Genomic DNA, 17783 nt, shown 5'->3' with positions numbered 1-17783 from the left:
TGACCTCGCGGTGCGCGTGGTCGAGGGCGGCGGCGGCCGTCTCGGGGTCGCGCGTCGCGGCCCGCTTGGCGGCGCCGAGTTCTCCACGCCCAGGGCGACGAGCCGCTGCTGGGCGCCGTCGTGCAGGTCGCGCTCGATGCGGCGGCGCTCCTCGTCGGCGGCTCCGACGGCGGCCGTGCGGGTCTCGCGGAGCTGCTCGGCGCGGACCTCGGCCCGGTCGACCGCGGCGCGCGCCTCGACGAGAGCCTCCGACTGGGCGGTCGGGCCGAGCAGCCCGCGCGCCAGGCGCACCGTCACGAGCGAGGTCGCCTGTGCGGCGAGCGCGGCGAGCCACAGCAGCGCGACGCCGCCGAGGACGGTCGCGAGGATCACGAGCGGCCACGCGAGGCCGAACCAGTCGTCGACGACCGAGCCGCGCCCGTAGCCCGGGAACGCGATCGCCGCGACACCCGCGCCGGCCAGCGTGAACACGAGCGTGAACCCCAGCGACGAGACGCCCAGACCCGCCGCGGCGTACACCTGGTGTGCCCACCGCCGGCCGTCGGACAGCACGGCCCACCACGTGCCCCAGCGCCACCACCCGGGCCGCGGGCCGCGGCGGTAGGTCGGTGCGGCGACGACCGCACCCGTCTGGGCGGCGACGCGGGCGCGCTCGGCGCTGGCGAACCACTGCCCCGCGACCAGGCCGCCCACGAGCATCGGCAGGCCGATGCCGAAGGCGGCGACCAGGCTCGCGGAGGTGAGCGTCCAGATCATCGCGAGGAGCCCGAAGGTCAGGAGCCACGGCCAGCCGATCGTGATCTGCGCGACCGCACGCCAGGTGGCGGCGTCGCCGGGGGCGCGGAGCAGCGCGTGACCGGAGAGGAACGCGGGGGCGACGACGCGGGCGTCGTCGGTCGTCGTCGGCGCCGCGGGTGCTGCGGTCGTGGCGGCGGGGCCGGAGCCGCGCGACGCGACGGGCGCGGGCGGCTGGCTCGGCGGTGCGCCCGGTGCGGGCGGGACGGTCGGAGTGGCCATGTCGTCGAACCTAGGCGTCGGCGACCCCTCGTCGACAGCACGCCCACCCCCGAGGTGGAGGTAGGGACAACCCCACCCCGACGCGCCGAGGCCGGCCCGGGACGTGCCCGGACCGGCCTCGGTGTCGTGCGGGTGGCGTCAGCTGCAGGCCGCGCCGTTGAGCGTGAACGTCGTCGGGTTGGCGTTCGTGCCCGAGTGCGAGCCGTTGAAGCCGATGTCGGCGCTCTGACCCGGGGCCAGGGTGCCGTTCCACGCGGCGTTCTTCGCGGTCACCGTCGTCCCGGACTGGGTCCAGTCGGCGCTCCAGCCCTGCTGCACCTTCTGACCGTTCGCGAACGAGAAGCCGAGGCTCCAGCCGTTGAGCGTGGTCGTGCCGGTGTTGGTGATCCGCACCGACGCGGTGAAGCCCGTGTTCCAGGTGCTGGCGTTGTAGGTGACCTTGCACGAGCCGGTCTGCTGGCCGGACTTCGTGGTGACCGACAGGGCGCTCGACGCGGCGGACACGTTGCCCGCGACGTCCCGTGCCCGGACGGTGTACTGGTACGCCGTCGCGGCGGTGAGGCCGCTGTCGGTGTACGTGGCGGAGGTCGGCGTGCCGACCTTCGTCGTGCCGCGGTAGACGTCGTAGCCCGCGAGGCCCGAGCCACCGGTGTCGGTGGACGCGTTCCACGTGAGGGTCACGCTGGTCTCGCCCACGGTGGTCGCCGTGAGGCCCGTCGGGACGCTCGGCGCGGTCGTGTCCGGCGTGGTGTCGGACTTCGTGGTGACGGTGACGGCCGTCGAGGCGGCGGACACGTTGCCGGCGACGTCACGCGCCCGGACCGAGTACTGGTACGCGGTCGCGGCGGTGAGGCCGGTGTCGGTGAACGTCGTGCCCGTCGTCTGGCCGACGCGGGTCGTGCCGCGGTACACGTCGTACCCGGCGAGACCCGAGCCGCCCGTCTCGTCCGTCGACGCGGACCACACGACCGTCACGCTGTTCGTCGTGCTCGCGCTCGACAGGATCGACGGCACGCTCGGCGGCGTCGTGTCGGACGGCGTGGCCTTCGTGGTGAGCGCGAGCGCCGAGGACGCCGCGGACACGTTGCCGGCCGCGTCGACCGCCCGGACGGTGTACGAGTACGCCGTCGAGGGGGTCAGGCCCGTGTCGGTGAAGGACGTCGTCGTCGCCGAGCCGACCTTCGTGGTGCCGCGGTACACGTCGTACGACGCCACGCGGGTGTCGTCCGTCGAGGCCGTCCAGGAGATCGTCGCCTCGGTCGAGGTGACGAGGCCGGCCTGCAGGCCCGTCGGGACCGACGGCGGCGTGGTGTCGGGCTCGGTCGTGCCCTCGTCGAAGAGACGCGCGTAGTCCGCGAGCGCCCCGGCGATGGCCGTCTGGGCCCAGAACCGGTGGTATGTGAACTTCGGCTCGGCGCCGCCGTCGAGGTACGCCTGGACCTTGGACCAGTTCGGGTCGTTCTTGTAGAAGCTGCGGATGTCGAGGAAGGACACGCCGGGCTTGATGGCGTCGCCGTTGGGCATCGTGCCGGTCCAGCCGGACGGGATGTAGATGCCGTCACCGTTGGCGACGTAGGTGTCGTCGAACCGCTTGTAGTCGCCACGGGTCTCGACCGCGGCCACGCCCAGCGGGTCCTGGTTGTTGGCCCAGATGGCGTCGAGGAGCGCCTTGGCCTTGTCGCGCGACGCGGTGTCGCCCGACTTGGCGGCGTAGAACAGCAGCGCGCGGGCGGTGTCGCCGGCGACGCCGACGTCCTGGCCGTAGGACGTGACCTCGACGGTCAGGCCCGGGTTGCCGGTCGGCGACGCGGCGTTCCAGGTGTCCGGCTTGCCGGTCCACTTGAGCTCGCTCGGGACCTTCCAGTTGGCGCCGTCGGTCGAGATGTTCGCGACGACCCACGGGACCCACTTGTCGAGGATCTTCTTCGCCTGGGCGTTGCCCGAGGCGTAGTAGAGCTCGGCGACGCGCTGGACGCCCCACGCCTGCATGCCGAACCAGCGGTTCGACGGCGGGTCGACGTAGACGGGCGCCTCGGTGTAGCCCATGCCGTAGAACGTGGGCGTGCCGGCCGGCGGCGTGGCGTAGGCGCCGTCCCAGCTGTTCGTCGCGCCACCGGCGATGCCGCCGTTGGACGCCTGGAGCCACGTGTAGAACTCGAGCTGGCGCTGCATGGACGCGGACCAGTCGGACTTCGCGGTCGGCGACTTGGGGGTCAGCTTGGCGTCGGTCGACAGCGCCCACGCGGTGAGCGGGTTCTGGTAGCCGAAATGCGCGTGCGACGAGCCGATGCGCCATGCCCAGCCGGCGTTCGTGTCGGTCGCGCCGCCCCACGCCATGTACCAGGAGAGCAGGTAGTGCGCGGCCTCACGGCCCTGGCCGGGGGCGCAGGACGGCGAGGTGCAGCCGATCTTCTTGAAGTACTTGTCGAAGAGCGTGTAGCGCAGGTAGTCGCCCATCTTGGCGGCCTTCGCCACGGTCGCGGCGACGTCGGCCGCCTTGCCCTGCTCGGTCGCCCACTGGTTGGCCCAGTAGACGGCCTCGATGGCCCGCGCGTCGGCGTCGGACGCCGAGGTGTACTTCCACTGCTTCGCGTACGACGCGTCCTTGGTGAACAGGTCGAGGTACCCGTTCTTGCCGCCGTACTTGAACTCCTCGCACGACGGCTGCGGGACGGTCTCCCAGACCGACTCCTGCGGGCCGCGCTGGAAGGTGTTGATGAACGACGTGCCGGTCGCGGTCGGGCCGAGCGTGCAGCCCGCGCCCGGCGTGGCGCCGAAGCCGTAGACGTTGTCGACGTCGGCCAGCCAGTGCATCTGGTAGACGTCCGCGTTGCCGTAGGTCGACTTGAGCTCGGCGCCGATCGGGTCGGTGCCGCCGCTGATGCCGCTGTTGAGCTGCGACGGGTAGGAGCTCGGGTGGTTGAACTCGGGCGCGTAGGTGGCCGGCGAGTTGGGGTTGTAGAAGGAGTTCGTGGGCTGATCCACCGACTGGGGGATCATGTACTTCTCCATCGTGTCCCAGGCGTGGTTGAGCGGTGCCCAGTCCTGGGTGACCTGGCCGTAGAGGGCCTCGAGCCACAGCCAGTACGAGTACGCCTCGGAGGTCGTCTCGTGGCCGTAGTCGGGCGCCTCGACCATGAGGGTCTCGACGGCGTGGTACGGGATGCCCTGGGCGCTGAAGTACCCGTTGGCCGGGTCCTTGATCTTGTCGTACTGCGCGAGGAACCGGTTCGCGTACTCGCCGTCGACGGCGGCGCGGACCGGCGAGGCCGCGGGGACGGTGACCGTGGCGGGCAAGCCTGCTCCGGTCGCGGCGAGCGCGGGGGTGATCCCCGCGGTCGCCAGGAACGACGACACACCTACGGTGGCTACAGCCACCCAGGCGGTTCGCCGGCGGGTCGTTGACGACATCGTCCGTACCTTTCGTGGTGTGCGGGCCGCCCGTGCGACGTCACGCGGGCGTGCCCACCGGGCCCCGTGCGGGCACGCGCGGGACGGTGGCGGAGGTGCACTCCTGCCCGGCCTGACCCTCGGGCCGGTGTCCGCGGCGATGCGGGCGGCTCGGGGTGCACGTCGGGCAGGTCGGGCCAACCATCCGCAACCGCACAGGGACCGTCCAGACTCCTAAACCTTTCGGGTGGGAGCGCGACCACGGACGCTCCGCGTGTCGTGCCGTTCCCACGCCGCTCCCACGACGACGGCCCGCCGGGGACCTCCCCGACGGGCCGTCGCGCTCCCCCCTCCGGGAGCTCTCGGGTGGTCACGACCAGCGGAACAGCCGTGCCGCCAGCGGGCTCCCGACGACCGCCCACACGGCGAGCGCGAGCAGCTCGACGCCCGGGAACGGCTGCCCGAACCACGCGGCCGACATCGCCTGCGCGGCGGCGCCCAGCGGCGTCCACTGCGCGATCGTCTGGACCACGTCGGGCATGAGCGGCAGGGGCAGCCACACGCCCGCGAAGAACAGCGACATGAAGTAGACGGTCGCGCCGATGCCGTTCGCCGCCGGGCCGGTCGGGGCGACCGCGGCGATGAGCGAGCCCACCGCGAACGCCGCGAGCACGGAGAGCACGAACGCCCCCACGACCAGCAGCGGCTGCTCCGGCGCCTCGACGCCCACCACCACGACGCCGAGCACGAACGCGAGCACCGCCGCGACCAGCAGGGCCGCGAGGTTCACCGCGACCTGCGCGACCAGCACGCGCGTCGGCGGGACCGGCGTCGTGGACAGCCGGCGCAGGACGCCACGCTGCCGGTACGTGGCGATCGTCGTCGGGTACGTCGTGAACGCGACCGTGCCGATCGCGAGGGCCAGCACCGTCGGCGTGTACCCGGTGATGGCCGTGAACTGCGACAGGATCGGGTCCTGGTCGTCGAACGGCTGGTCCGCCCACGGCATCACGAGCCCGAGGACCGTGAGCAGCAGCGCGGGGAAGACGATCGCGAAGAACGCGTTCGACGGGTCCCGCAGGAACAGGCGCCCCTCGGTGAGGGTGAGGCGGCGCAGCGCGCGGGCTCCCGACGGGCGGCGCGGCGTGACCGTGCGGGCGGGGGCGGTGGTCGTCGTGGACATGGCCTCAGTTCTCCCGGTTCTTCGCGCGGCGCGCGGCCTTGGCGGCGGTGACGGAGGGGCCGGCGTCCTGCGACGCGCGACCGGTGAGGGCGACGAACGCGTCCTCGAGCGAACCCTGCTCCAGGTGCAGGCCGAGCGGGCGGATGCCGTGCTGGTGGAGCGCGACGAGCACGTCCTGCACGACGTTGTCCGTGCCGCGGACCTCGACGGTGCCGTCGGCGGCGTCGACGGTGTCGGCGGTGCCGTCGGCGGTCGCGCCGGCCGTCGGCGCGACGTGCGTGACGGTCGGCGTGCGGTCGAGCAGCCCGGCGGGCAGCGGCGCCGACGGGCGGAACCGCAGCACCTGCTCGGCCGTGGCGCGCGCGGCGAGCTCGGCGGGGGTGCCCGTCGCGACGACCCGGCCCGCGTCGATGAGCGCGATCCGGTCGCACAGCCGCTCGGCCTCCTCCATGAGGTGCGTGACCAGCACGATCGTCACGCCGCGCTGCCGGATCGCCTCGACCACGCCCCACGTCTCGCGCCGGGCGTGCGGGTCGAGGCCCGTCGTGAGCTCGTCGAGGATCGCGACCTCCGGGTTGCCGACCAGTGCGAGCGCCACCGACAGCCGCTGCTTCTGGCCACCGGACAGGTTCTGGAACCGGGTGTCCGCCTTCTCGGTCAGGCCGAGGTCGGAGACGAGCGACGCCGGGTCCGCCGGGTCCTCGTAGAACGACGCGTACAGGTCGAGCGCCTCGCGGACGGTGATGCGCGGCGGCAGCTCGCTCTCCTGGAGCTGGAGGCCGACACGCTCGTGCAGGCGGCGCGCGTCGCGACGCGGGTCGAGCCCGAGGACGCGGACGTCGCCCGCGTCGGCGTGGCGCAGGCCGCCGACGATCTCGACGGTCGTCGTCTTGCCCGCGCCGTTGCGGCCGAGGATGCCGAAGATCTCGCCGGGCTGGACGTGCAGGGAGACGTCGTCGACGGCGACGTTGCTGCCGTAGGTCTTGCGCAGGTGCTCGACCTCGATGACGGGGGTGGGCATGGTGCTCCTCCAGGGTCGGTGCGGGACGGGCGCACGGCGGGTCGCCGGGCGGCTCGAGGGTGTGCGGTGCCGCGGGAGCGGCGTGCGGGCCGTCCCGTGGTGCGCGGAGAGGGGTGCGGGTGGTGCGGGTGCCCGGCGGTGGGCCGGTGCGGGTCAGGTCAGCTGGTGCGGACGGGCACGTCGGCGGTCCGGACCAGCCGGTCGACGACGAACGCCATGACGGCGACGAGCACGAGGCTCGCGGCGACCGCGACGGGCGTCGTCACGCCGTTGCCGCCGAACCACGACTCCGTCGCGATCGGCCCGGCGTCGGCGGCGAAGAAGGCCGAGACGATCAGGATCGGGCCGGCGGTGAACGGCAGCAGGAGCGTGCCCCACCACCCGCCGGTGCGCAGGTAGACGATGCCCACGAGCAGCCCCGACACGTAGGCCACGAGGTACGTGAGCAGCGCGGCCGGGATGAAGGTCTCTGGCCCGGCGCCGGCCGAGAGGTCGTCGAAGAACTTCCACTGCCACCCGGCCGCGTCGAAGACCGCGCGCTCGACGAGGAGCAGCAGCGAGAACATGCCGCCGTAGAGCACGGCTGTCGCGGCGGCGGCCACGAGCGACCCGCGGACCAGGCTGCGGCGGGTCAGGCCCGTCGCGACGTGGATCGGGAAGTACGTCGTGGTGACGATGATGAACACCGAGAACGGGAACCAGATCGCGCCCTGCCGGGTGAACGCGACGATGCTGTTGTGCAGGTCGCCGACGTTGACCACGATCACGACGACCGCGGCGACCACGACGACCGCGAGGCCCCAGAACCACGCGGCGAGGTAGATCTGCGTGCGCAGCAGCCAGCGCGCGGTGAGCCACGTCTGGTTCTCGACGTGGCCGGCCCGGGCCTTCGCCGGGAGGGCGGGCGTGGCGGCGGTCATCGGGACTCCTGCGGGGTGAGGACGTCGGCGGTCTCGCCGGCGCCACGGTCGGTCAGGTGGACGAAGAGGTCCTGCAGCCCGACGGCGCCGAGCTCGAGGCCGGCCGCGCGGGCACGCACGTCGTCGTCGGCCTGCGTGCCGATGACGGTCGCCTGGGCCGTACGGCCGAGGGACTGCCGGGCGACCACGCGACGGCCGACGACGAACGCGTCGACGGCGTCGGCGGGACCGGTGACGGTGAGCCCCTGCTCGCGGAGCGTCGCGGCGTCGTCGGCGGCGATGACGCGGCCCTTGTCGATGACGACGACGTCCTCCAGCAGCCGCTCGACCTCGCCGATCAGGTGGCTCGACAGGACGATCGTGCGCGGGTGCTCGATCCAGTCGGCGAGCAGCGCGTCGTAGAACGCGTACCGCGCCGGGGCGTCCATGCCGAGGTGCACCTCGTCGAGCAGCGTGAGCGGTGCCCGCGTCGCGATGCCGACGACGACGCCGAACGCGGACCGCTGCCCGCGGCTCAGACGGTCGGGGCGCTTGTCGGGGTCGAGCTCGAACCGGTCGAGCAGCGCCTCGGCGGCCTCCCGGTCGAAGTGCGGCCGGCGGTCGGCGAGGAACGCCAGGTTCTCCTTGATCGCCTCGTCGAGGACGACGTCGCCGCTCTCCCGGATGAGGCACGTGCCGCCCATGATCCGCGGGTTCTCCCACGGGTCCTCGCCGTCGACGAGGATCGTGCCGCCGTTGCGGCGGCGGAAAGCGGCCAGCACCGACAGGAACGTCGTCTTGCCGGAGCCGTTGCGGCCGAGCAGTCCGGTGATCGCGCCGGGGCGGATCTCGAAGGACACCGCGTCGAGCGCGGTCGTGGAGCCGTAGCGGGCGGTGAGGTCGCGGACCTCGACGCCGAAGCCGGTCATCGGGCACCTGCCTGGGGGGTGTCGGTCTGGGTGGCCTGGGCGGCCTGCGCGTTCGCGCGGAGGCGGGCGACGACCTCGTCGACGTCGATGCCCAGCAGGCGGGCCTGCTCCAGCATCGGGTCGACGACGTCGGCGAAGAACGTGTCGCGGCGCTCGGCGCGCAGCTTCTCGCGGGCGCCGGGGGCGACGAACATGCCGACGCCGCGGCGCTTGTAGAGGACGCCCTCGTCGACCAGCTCGGCGAACGCCTTGGCGGCGGTGGCCGGGTTGATGCGGAAGGTCGTCGCGTACTGCGTCGTGGACATGACCTGCTCCTCGGCCTCGAGGGCGCCGCTGAGGACGTCCTGACGGATCTGGTCGGCGATCTGGACGTACAGGGGTTCACGGCCGTCGAACATGCGGCTGCTCCTGTCGTCGTGAAGTTCCTTGGTTCATTACTCGACTAATGAACCACAGAACCGCCGTGCGCCACAAGAGGACGAGGGAAGGTCCGGGATGGTTCGCTCGTTGCGGCAGGTGCGGCCCCGGTCCCCCGGGCGCGCGACCGACGACGACGAGGACCCATGCCCGACTACGGCCACGAGCTCACCTTCGGCACCTTCATCACCCCGACGAACGCCGACCCGCAGGTCCCGGTCTCGCTCGCCGTGCTCACCGAGGAGGTCGGGCTCGACCTCGTGACGTTCCAGGACCACCCGTACCAGCCGCGGTTCCTCGACACCTGGACGCTGCTCTCCTACGTCGCCGCCCGGACCTCACGCGTGCACCTCGCCGGCAACGTGCTCAACCTCCCGCTGCGCCAGCCCGCCGTCCTCGCGCGTGCCGTCGCGTCGCTCGACCTGCTGTCCGGCGGGCGCGCCGAGCTCGGGCTCGGGGCCGGGGCGTTCTGGGACGCGATGGTCGGGATGGGCGTGCCGCGGCTGACCCCGGGCCAGGGGGTCGACGCGCTGTCCGAGGCGATCGACGTGATCCGCGGCCTGTGGGACACCTCGACCCGCTCTCCGCTGCGGGTGGGCGGGTCGTACCACTCCGTCGACGGCGCCAAGCGCGGACCGGCGCCCGTGCACGACGCGGGCATCTGGCTCGGCGCCTACAAGCCGCGCATGCTGCGGCTCGTCGGCGAGAAGGCCGACGGGTGGCTGCCGTCCGAGGGATACATGCAGCTCGGCGACCTCGCGCGCGGCAACGCGGCGATCGACGCGGCGGCGGTCGCCGCGGGACGGGACCCGCGGGAGATCCGCCGGCTGTACAACCTGACCCCCGGCTCGGGTTCGCTGGTCGGATCGGCGTCGGCGTGGGTCGACGCGCTCGTCGCGCTCGCGCTCGACGACGGGGTCGGGACGTTCATCCTCGGCAGCGACGACCCGTCGGTCATCGAGACGTTCGGGACCGAGGTCGCGCCCGCCGTCCGGTCGGCGGTGGCCGCCGCGAGGGCGTCGGCCGGGACGGCGACCGGGCCCGTGCGATCCGCCGCCGCGCTCGCGAAGCGCGTCGACGGGATCGACTACGACGCGGTGCCCGCGGGCGTCGAGGTCGTCGAGCCGGGCGACCGCCGGTACGCCGAGGTCCGGTCGACCTACATGCGCCGCGGCGCGCCCGGTCTGGTGCTCCGGCCGTCGACGACCGCCGAGGTCGCGTCGGCCCTCACGTACGCGCGCGGGCAGCGCGGGCCGCTCGCCGTCCGGTCCGGCGGGCACGGCATCTCCGGGCGGTCGACCAACGACGGTGGCGTCGTGCTCGACCTGGAGCGGCTGTCGTCGATCGAGGTGCTCGACGAGTCGTCGCGCCGCGTCCGCGTCGGGGCCGGGGCCACCTGGGGGGCCGTCGCGTCCGCGATCGCGCGGCGCGGGTGGGCCATCTCGTCGGGCGACTACGGCGGTGTCGGCGTCGGCGGGCTCGCCACGACCGGCGGCATCGGGCTGCTCGGGCGGCTGCACGGCCTGACGATCGACCACGTCCTCGCGTACGAGGTCGTGCTGGCCGACGGGTCGGTGCACGTCGTCTCCGCGTCATCCGAGCCCGAGCTCTTCTGGGGGCTGCGCGGCGCGGGCGGCAACCTGGGCGTCGTCACGGCCGTCGAGATCGAGGCGTCCGACGTGCCCGACGTGGTGTTCGCACAGATGGTCTTCGACGCGACCGACCCGGGCGCGCTCGTGTCGCGCTGGGGTGCCCTCGTGCAGGACGCGCCCCGCGAGCTCACGTCGTTCCTCCACCTGTCGGCGGGCGGCCGCGACCGCGGGCCGATGGCGCAGGCCATGACGGTGTGGGCGTCGGCGGACACGTCGGCCGCCGTGGAGGTGCTCGAGCCGATGCTCGACGTCGCGCCCGTCCTCCAGCAGCGCGCCCAGGTCACGCCGTACGCCGGGATCATCGGGCCGGTGTCGAAGCACCACGACGGCGGCGCCCCGCCCGTGTCACGCTCGGGCCTGCTCCCCCGCATGGTGCCCGACGCCGGTGCCGCGCTCGGCGACCTGCTGCTCAGCGGCGAGGCATCGCTGCTCCAGCTCCGCGCCACGGGCGGGGCGGTGCATGACGTCGACGCGTCCGCGACCGCCTACGCGCACCGCACGCAGGAGTTCTCGGTCACGTCGTTCGCCGGGCGCCTCGACCGGTCCGGCCTCGACGACGCGTGGGACCGCCTCGCGTACCCGCACATGGACGGCCTCTACCTGTCCTTCGAGACCGACCCGCGCCCGGAGCGCCTGCTCGACGCCTTCCCGCCCGCGACCCTCGACCGCCTGCGCGCCCTCAAGCGCACCTACGACCCGGACCACGTCTTCGACCAGAACTTCCCCATCGACCCCGCCGGCTGACACACGGACGCCGGCGTCCTTCATGCCCGACGACAGCCGCCGACCCGGGGATGGGTACCGCTCAGACAGGCGCAAGCGGTCACAAGACCCGGGTCGGCGTCCCCTCCCCGCGTCCGAACGCAACATGGCGCGCGGTCCGGGGGTCCGGAACGCGCGCCATGTTGTGGTCGGCGGCGGGTGGCCGCCGGACGAGGGGTCAGGCGGGGGTGGTGGCCGTCAGGCGGGCCGCGACGAGCTCAGCGATCTGGACGGCGTTGAGCGCGGCGCCCTTGCGGAGGTTGTCGTTGCTGACGAACAGGGCCAGGCCGCGACCCTCGGGCGCGCCCTCGTCCTGGCGGATGCGGCCGACGAGGCTCGGGTCGGCCCCGGCCGCCGCGAGCGGCGTCGGGACGTCGTCGAGCTGGACGCCCGGCGCGGAGGACAGGAGCTCACGCGCGCGCTCGGGCGACAGAGGCCGCTCGAACTCCGCGTTGATCGACAGCGAGTGACCCGTGAACACCGGGACGCGCACGCACGTGCCGGAGACCAGCAGGTCGGGGATGCCGAGGATCTTGCGGGACTCGTGGCGGAGCTTCTGCTCCTCGTCGGTCTCGAAGGACCCGTCGTCGACGACCGAGCCCGCGAGCGGGATGACGTCGAACGCGATCGTCCGCGGGAACTTCTCCGCCGCCGGGAAGTCCACGGCGGACCCGTCGTGCGTCAGCGCGGTGATGTCCTGCGACGCCGCGGCCGCGATCTGCCCGGCCAGCTCGGCGACGCCCGCGAGGCCCGCGCCCGACACGGCCTGGTAGGTCGACACGACGAGGCGGCGCAGACCGGCCTCCTCGTGCAGGACCTTGAGGACCGGCATCGCGGCCATGGTCGTGCAGTTCGGGTTGGCGATGATGCCCTTCGGCACGTCAGCGAGCGCGTCCGGGTTCACCTCCGAGACCACGAGCGGCACGGACGGGTCGCGGCGCCACGCCGACGAGTTGTCGATGACGACCGCGCCGGCGGCCGCGAACCGCGGGGCGTGCTCCTTCGACGTCCCGCCGCCCGCGGAGAAGATCGCGATGTCGATGCCGGACAGGTCGGCGGTCGCGACGTCCTCGACGACGACGTCGGCGCCGCGCCACGGCAGCGTCGTACCGGCGGACCGGGCCGACGCGAAGTAGCGGATCGTCCCGACGGGGAAGTCCCGCTCGTCGAGCAGGCGCCGCATGACGCTCCCGACCTGGCCGGTCGCTCCGACCACCGCAACGGTGAGCCCGCTCATCGTCCCGTCCCTCCGTACACGACAGCCTCCTGCTGGTCCGCGTCCAGGTCGAACGCCGTGTGGACGGCGCGCACCGCGTCGTCCAGGCTGTCGGCCCGCGTGACCACGGAGATCCGGATCTCCGAGGTCGAGATCATCTCGATGTTGATGCCGGCGTCCGACAGGGCCGCGAAGAGCTTCGCGGAGACACCGGGGTGCGACTTCATGCCCGCGCCGATGAGCGAGAGCTTGCCGATCGTGTCGTCGTACTGCAGCGACTGGAACCCGATGTCCGGCTGGTGCTCGGACAGGGCGGCGGTCGCGGTCGCGCCGTCGGACGCGGGCAGCGTGAACGAGATGTCCGTCAGCCCGGTGGCGGCGGCCGACACGTTCTGGACGATCATGTCGATGTTCACGCCGGACCCGGCGACGACCTGGAAGATCCGGGCGGCCTTGCCCGGCACGTCGGGGACTCCGACGACGGTGATCTTGGCCTCGGAGCGGTCGTGCGCGACGCCCGCGATGATCGGCTGTTCCACTGCTGCTCCCTCGGGGCTGTCGGCGGCCGGCTCGTTCGTCACGAGCGTGCCGGTGTGGGTCGAGAACGACGAACGGACGTGCACGGGCACCTCGTACCGGCGGGCGTACTCGACGCACCGCAGGACGAGGACCTTCGCGCCGCTGGCGGCGAGCTCGAGCATCTCGTCGTAGGAGACCCGGTCGAGCTTGCGGGCGGCCGGGACGATGCGGGGGTCCGCCGAGAAGACGCCGTCCACGTCGGTGTAGATCTCGCAGACGTCGGCGCCGAGTCCCGCCGCGAGCGCGACGGCGGTCGTGTCCGACCCGCCGCGGCCGAGCGTCGTGACGTCGTTCGTCTCCTCCGTCACGCCCTGGAAGCCCGCGACGATCGCGACCTGGCCCTTCTCGATCGTCTCGCGGATGCGGTGCGGGACGACGTCGACGATGCGTGCGCGGCCGTGCACGGCGTCCGTGATGACGCCCGCCTGCTGACCGGTGAACGACTTGGCCTTCACGCCGAGGTTGTTGATCGCCATCGCGAGGAGCGACATCGAGATCCGCTCACCGGCGGTGAGGAGGATGTCCATCTCCCGGGACGGGGGCAGCGGGGTGATCTGCTGCGCGAGGTCGATGAGCTCGTCCGTCGTGTCACCCATGGCCGAGACCACGACGACGATGTCGTCACCCGCTCGCTTGGCCGCCGCGATCCGCTTGGCGACCCTCTTGATGCTGGCGGCGTCCGAGACCGACGATCCGCCGTACTTCTGCACGACAAGTGCCACGTGCCTGCTCCATCTGTCGCCGGCCTCCGTCTCTCTCAACGGCCCGCCGGGTTCCTTGTGGTTCGCCGGAGCGTAGGCACGCGCCGCGCCCGGCCGCAAACCCGTTCCACCCCTCGACGCGGCGCGACCTCCGACCCGTGCCGCTGTCGACGCCCGCCTCAGGTGAAGCGTTTGAGGGGGTGACGGGCGGGCGTCGACGCGCGGCAGGCTTCCCCGCGACGCAGCAGGGGGCGCCGCGGACGGTCGCGCGCCACGGTCGACGCGAGGACGCGGCGGTCGTCGCAGGGCGGCGTCGGAGAGGACCGGACATGTCCATCGCAGTCGTGCGCGCCCGGGGCCGGGTGCTGATCGCCGCGCTCGTCGTCGTGCTGCTCGCGGTCGTCGGGACGCTCCTCGCGCAGGCGTCGCGCGCGTCCGGAGCGGTCGCGGCGTGCGCCGTCACCTGGACGAACAACACGTGGCCCGGCGGGTTCACCGCCGACGTCCGACTGACGACCGGCACCCCGCTGACGTCGTGGACCGTCACGTGGACGTGGCCCGGGAGCCAGCAGGTGACGTCCGCCTGGAACGCCACCGTCACGTCCGAGGGCAACCGCGCCTCCGCGCGCAACGCGGCCTGGAACGGCACCGTCCCGACGGGCGGCACCGCGTCGTTCGGCCTGCAGGGGTCGTGGTCGGGCGCGAACACGGCACCCACCGACTTCGCCGTCAACGGCATCCCGTGCGACGGGCGTCCGACGACGACGCCGACGCCCACGGTCACCCCGACGCCGAGCGTGACCCCGACGCCGACGGTCACGCCGACGCCGACCCCCACGGTCGAGCCCACCCCCACGCCGACGGTCGAGCCGACCCCGACCCCGACGCCGACCCCCACCGTCGAGCCGACGCCCACCCCCACCCCGACCGGGGACGGCTGCGGGAGCGCGCTGTTCTGCGACGGCCTGGAGTCGCAGACGTCGACGACGCCGTCAGGTGCGTGGAGCGTCGTCACGCCGGACTGCTCGGGCCAGGGGCGCATCGAGGTCGACAGCGCCGTGGCCCACTCGGGCAGCCGCTCGCTCAAGGTGGTCGGCGCGGCCGGGTACTGCAACCACGTCTTCGCGAAGGCCGCGGCGGACCTGAGCAGCCTCTCGCAGATGTGGCTGCGGTACTGGGTGCGGCACACGACGGCCCTGCCGACCGCGCACACGACGTTCCTCGCGATGCGCGACGCGGGCGACGGCAACCGTGACCTGCGCATGGGCGGCCAGAACGGCGCGCTGCAGTGGAACCGCGCGTCGGACGACGCGACCCTGCCCGAGCAGTCGCCGAACGGCGTCGCGCTGAGCTCGCCGCTCACGACGGGGACGTGGCACTGCGTCGAGGTGCAGGTGGACCGGGCAGGCCGGCTCGCGACGTGGCTCGACGGCTCCGCCGTGACCGGGCTGACCGCGGACGGCACGCCGACGCACGACGTCGACGGCCAGTGGTACCGGACGGCGTGGGCGCCGCGCCCGACGGACCTGCGGCTCGGCTGGGAGAGCTACGGCGACGGTGCGGACACGCTGTGGTTCGACGACGTGGCCGTCGCGGGCTCGCGCCTGGGCTGCTGAGACCCCCCACGCACGGAGGGGGACGACGACCCCGTCGTGACGACCGCCGCGGACGAGGCAGCGGGCGTCAGGGCGGGGTCGTCACCTGCCCGGCGGGGCGGGCGTCCGGGTGACTGACCGCGACCTCCACGGTTCCTCCACCGCGAACGGGCGTCCGACGTCGCGGGCCGGTCCTACGGTGTCGCCATGACGAGCGCGGTCGACGACGACACCCCCGGCGACGGTCCGCCCCCCGCGGGCGCACCGGCCACGACGACGGCGCCGCCCCCGTCCGGCGGTGACGGGATCGTCGTGCAGGGCCTGCGCCGCGCGTTCGGGACCGTGCAGGCGCTCGACGGCGTCGACCTGCGGGCCCGCGCCGGTGCGGTCACCGCGCTCGTCGGGCCGAACGGCTCGGGCAAGACGACCCTGCTGCTCGTGCTCGCCGGGCTCCTCGTGCCCGACGAGGGGGGCGTGCTCGTCGCCGGGCACGACCCGGTGACCGACGGACCCGCCGCCCGGGCCCGCACCGGCTGGATGCCCGACGCGTTCGGCACGTGGGACTCGCTCACCGCGCGCGAGGTCCTCGGCACGTTCGCGGCGGCCTACCGGCTGCCGACAGCGCAGGCAGACGCGCGCGTCAGCGAGCTGCTCGCGACCGTGCACCTGTCGGAGTTCGCCGACCGGCCCGCGAGCGTCCTGTCCCGCGGGCAGAAGCAGCGGCTCGGCCTCGCGCGGGCGCTCGTGCACGACCCGCAGGTGCTGCTGCTCGACGAGCCCGCCAGCGGCCTCGACCCGCGCTCGCGCGTCGACCTGCGGCTCCTGCTGCGGCGCCTCGCCGACGAGGGCCGCACGGTCCTCGTGTCCAGCCACGTGCTGTCCGAGCTGGAGGAGATGGCCGACGACGCGGTGTTCCTGTCGAAGGGACGGACCGTCGTCGACTCGTGGTCGGCCGACGCGGCCGCGGCCACCCGCACGTTCCACCTCAAGGCCCTGGCCGCCGCGCCGCTGACCGGCTGGCTCGCGACCGCGGGCATCGCCTGGCGCCCCGACGGCCCCGCCACGGAGACGACGCCCGGCGGCCCCGCGGGCGTGCTCGTCGACGTCACGGACGACGCCGACGCCGCCCGCGTGCTGCGCTCCGCCGTGTCCGCGGGGGTCGACGTCACGTCGTTCGCCCCTGTCGTCGGCCGGCTCGAGCAGGCGTACCTGGACCTGGAGGAGGAGCGCCGATGAGCGTCACCCCCGTCGACCTCGACGACGACGCGACCACGACCCCGCCGCCCGTGCCGTCGGGCCGCCGCTCCGCGACCTGGGGCCTCACGTGGCACGGCGTGCGGACCGTCGCCGCCCTCGAGCTGCGCCAGCGCGTGCGGTCGACCCGCTGGGTCGTCGCGCTGGTCGTCTGGTTCCTCGTCGTCGGTGCGCTGACGCTCCTCATCACCGGCGCGATCGGGACGATCGACGAGGAGGGCCTGGAGCGCGGCGCGATCGCGTTCGGCGCGGTCACGATGCTCGTCCTCGGGCTCGGGCTGCTCGTCACCCCGACGCTCACGTCGACCGCCGTCAACGGCGACCGCGCCGCCGGGACCCTCGCGACGTTGCAGGTCACGCTGCTGACGCCCGCCGAGATCGCCGCCGGCAAGCTGCTCGCCGCATGGGCCGCCGCGTGCGCGTTCCTCGTCGCGAGCGTCCCGTTCCTCGTGCTCACGCTGTTCCTCGGCGACACGCCCCCGACGTCGCTGCTCGCCGGCCTGCTGCTCGTCGCGCTGCTGCTCGCGACCGTCTGCGGGATGGGCCTCGGCTGGTCCGCGCTCGTGTCACGCACCGCCGGGTCGACCGTCCTCACCTTCGTCACGGTCGCCGCGCTCACCGTCTTCACGCCCATGCTGTTCGGGCTGACGCTGCCGACCGTCACCTCGACCGAGGACGTGCGCGTCTACGGCGTGCCGCCCCAGGGTGTCGAGGCCGACCTCCTGCAGTGCGAGGAGTTCACGCAGCGGACCGAGGTCATGCACACCGAACGCACCTGGTGGCTGCTCGGCGCGAACCCGTTCGTCATCGTCGCCGACGCCGTCCCCGCGACGGCCGACACGGACGTGCCGCCGTCGGAGCCGCTCGGCGCGATCCGTGAGGGCGTGCGCGACCTGCGCGACGGCCCGCCCGCCGTCGAGGACTGGTGCTGGATCGACGACGCGCAGCCCGCGAACTCGACCGGGAGCCACAACACGACGCCCGTCTGGCCGTTCGGCCTCGCGCTGCACGTCCTGCTCGGCGCCGCCGGGTTCGTCGTCGCGGTCCGCCGCCTGCGCGTCCCGCAGCACCGACTCGCCCGCGGCACCCGCGTCGCCTGACGACGGAGCTCAGACGGGGTCGTCGGTGGCGAACCCCATCGCGTCGGCGGCGCGCCGCATCGCCTCGT

The 17783-nt window shown here is 73.6% G+C and carries 12 protein-coding genes and 2 pseudogenes; 4 read left to right on the top strand and 10 right to left on the bottom strand.

Going from position 1 to position 17783, the window contains the following annotated elements; genetic code table 11:
* Positions 1-4: 4 nt before the first annotated feature.
* The 8 genes and pseudogenes from OOT42_RS20220 to OOT42_RS02420 form a co-directional block, all read right to left on the bottom strand.
* Positions 5-334, bottom strand: a pseudogene (locus tag OOT42_RS20220) (hypothetical protein); the annotation flags it as partial.
* A pseudogene (locus OOT42_RS02450) lies at positions 328-756 on the bottom strand (sensor domain-containing protein); the annotation flags it as partial. The pseudogenes OOT42_RS20220 and OOT42_RS02450, both read right to left, overlap by 7 nt.
* Positions 757-1155: 399 nt before the next feature.
* Positions 1156-4428 carry a glycoside hydrolase family 48 protein gene (locus OOT42_RS02445; protein ID WP_273653377.1) on the bottom strand — a complete coding sequence of 1091 codons (3273 nt, stop codon included), beginning with the start codon at positions 4426-4428 and terminating at the stop codon, positions 1156-1158.
* Between the two features lie 349 nt (positions 4429-4777).
* A complete protein-coding gene (locus OOT42_RS02440; RefSeq protein ID WP_273653376.1) occupies positions 4778-5590 on the bottom strand; it encodes an ABC transporter permease in 813 nt (270 codons plus the stop codon).
* Positions 5591-5594: 4 nt separating this feature from the next.
* Positions 5595-6611 (bottom strand): ABC transporter ATP-binding protein, encoded by a 1017-nt coding sequence (locus OOT42_RS02435; protein WP_273653375.1) that lies wholly within the window; start codon positions 6609-6611, stop codon positions 5595-5597.
* Positions 6612-6769: 158 nt separating this feature from the next.
* The gene (locus tag OOT42_RS02430) at positions 6770-7531 is read right to left on the bottom strand and encodes a hypothetical protein (RefSeq protein ID WP_273653374.1); all 762 of its coding nucleotides are present in this window, start codon (positions 7529-7531) and stop codon (positions 6770-6772) included.
* Positions 7528-8439, bottom strand: a complete 912-nt coding sequence (locus OOT42_RS02425) for an ABC transporter ATP-binding protein (RefSeq protein ID WP_273653373.1) — start codon at positions 8437-8439, stop codon at positions 7528-7530. Before OOT42_RS02425 ends, OOT42_RS02430 begins: the two co-directional genes overlap by 4 nt.
* Positions 8436-8837: a GntR family transcriptional regulator gene (locus tag OOT42_RS02420; RefSeq protein ID WP_273653372.1), complete on the bottom strand. Its 402-nt coding sequence runs from the start codon at positions 8835-8837 to the stop codon at positions 8436-8438. The genes OOT42_RS02425 and OOT42_RS02420 overlap by 4 nt, the downstream gene beginning before the upstream one ends.
* Before the next feature lie 165 nt (positions 8838-9002).
* Here OOT42_RS02420 and OOT42_RS02415 point away from each other — a divergent pair, with 165 nt between their 5' ends.
* Positions 9003-11252, top strand: a complete 2250-nt coding sequence (locus OOT42_RS02415; protein ID WP_273653371.1) for an LLM class flavin-dependent oxidoreductase — start codon at positions 9003-9005, stop codon at positions 11250-11252.
* Between the two features lie 196 nt (positions 11253-11448).
* Here OOT42_RS02415 and OOT42_RS02410 read toward each other — a convergent pair whose 3' ends face one another.
* Positions 11449-12507, bottom strand: coding sequence for an aspartate-semialdehyde dehydrogenase (locus OOT42_RS02410; RefSeq protein ID WP_273653370.1), 1059 nt, complete (start codon positions 12505-12507; stop codon positions 11449-11451).
* On the bottom strand, positions 12504-13787 hold the full coding sequence (locus OOT42_RS02405) for an aspartate kinase (protein WP_273653369.1): 1284 nt from the start codon (positions 13785-13787) through the stop codon (positions 12504-12506). Before OOT42_RS02405 ends, OOT42_RS02410 begins: the two co-directional genes overlap by 4 nt.
* A gap of 308 nt (positions 13788-14095) precedes the next feature.
* Between OOT42_RS02405 and OOT42_RS02400 the strand changes: the two genes are divergently transcribed.
* The 3 genes from OOT42_RS02400 to OOT42_RS02390 all read left to right on the top strand — a co-directional run bounded on the left by OOT42_RS02400 (position 14096) and on the right by OOT42_RS02390 (position 17715).
* Positions 14096-15382 carry a cellulose-binding domain-containing protein gene (locus tag OOT42_RS02400; protein WP_273653368.1) on the top strand — a complete coding sequence of 429 codons (1287 nt, stop codon included), beginning with the start codon at positions 14096-14098 and terminating at the stop codon, positions 15380-15382.
* A gap of 186 nt (positions 15383-15568) precedes the next feature.
* Positions 15569-16597 carry an ABC transporter ATP-binding protein gene (locus OOT42_RS02395; RefSeq protein ID WP_273653367.1) on the top strand — a complete coding sequence of 343 codons (1029 nt, stop codon included), beginning with the start codon at positions 15569-15571 and terminating at the stop codon, positions 16595-16597.
* Positions 16594-17715 carry an ABC transporter permease gene (locus OOT42_RS02390; protein WP_273653366.1) on the top strand — a complete coding sequence of 374 codons (1122 nt, stop codon included), beginning with the start codon at positions 16594-16596 and terminating at the stop codon, positions 17713-17715. Before OOT42_RS02395 ends, OOT42_RS02390 begins: the two co-directional genes overlap by 4 nt.
* The last annotated feature ends 68 nt before the right edge of the window (positions 17716-17783 follow it).

This window comes from Cellulomonas fimi (assembly GCF_028583725.1).
Taxonomy (GTDB): domain Bacteria; phylum Actinomycetota; class Actinomycetes; order Actinomycetales; family Cellulomonadaceae; genus Cellulomonas; species Cellulomonas fimi_B.
The sequence above is the reverse complement of the archived record's forward strand: the minus strand, read 5'-3'. Positions and strand labels throughout refer to the sequence as shown.

What these genes read in the sequence shown, in the direction of transcription:
- OOT42_RS02445 (WP_273653377.1), bottom strand. Translation starts at nt 4,428, where the DNA reads ATGTCGTCAACGACCCGCCGGCGAACCGCCTGGGTGGCTGTAGCCACC.
- OOT42_RS02440 (WP_273653376.1), bottom strand. Translation starts at nt 5,590, where the DNA reads ATGTCCACGACGACCACCGCCCCCGCCCGCACGGTCACGCCGCGCCGC.
- OOT42_RS02435 (WP_273653375.1), bottom strand. Translation starts at nt 6,611, where the DNA reads ATGCCCACCCCCGTCATCGAGGTCGAGCACCTGCGCAAGACCTACGGC.
- OOT42_RS02430 (WP_273653374.1), bottom strand. Translation starts at nt 7,531, where the DNA reads ATGACCGCCGCCACGCCCGCCCTCCCGGCGAAGGCCCGGGCCGGCCAC.
- OOT42_RS02425 (WP_273653373.1), bottom strand. Translation starts at nt 8,439, where the DNA reads ATGACCGGCTTCGGCGTCGAGGTCCGCGACCTCACCGCCCGCTACGGC.
- OOT42_RS02420 (WP_273653372.1), bottom strand. Translation starts at nt 8,837, where the DNA reads ATGTTCGACGGCCGTGAACCCCTGTACGTCCAGATCGCCGACCAGATC.
- OOT42_RS02415 (WP_273653371.1), top strand. Translation starts at nt 9,003, where the DNA reads ATGCCCGACTACGGCCACGAGCTCACCTTCGGCACCTTCATCACCCCG.
- OOT42_RS02410 (WP_273653370.1), bottom strand. Translation starts at nt 12,507, where the DNA reads ATGAGCGGGCTCACCGTTGCGGTGGTCGGAGCGACCGGCCAGGTCGGG.
- OOT42_RS02400 (WP_273653368.1), top strand. Translation starts at nt 14,096, where the DNA reads ATGTCCATCGCAGTCGTGCGCGCCCGGGGCCGGGTGCTGATCGCCGCG.
- OOT42_RS02395 (WP_273653367.1), top strand. Translation starts at nt 15,569, where the DNA reads ATGACGAGCGCGGTCGACGACGACACCCCCGGCGACGGTCCGCCCCCC.
- OOT42_RS02390 (WP_273653366.1), top strand. Translation starts at nt 16,594, where the DNA reads ATGAGCGTCACCCCCGTCGACCTCGACGACGACGCGACCACGACCCCG.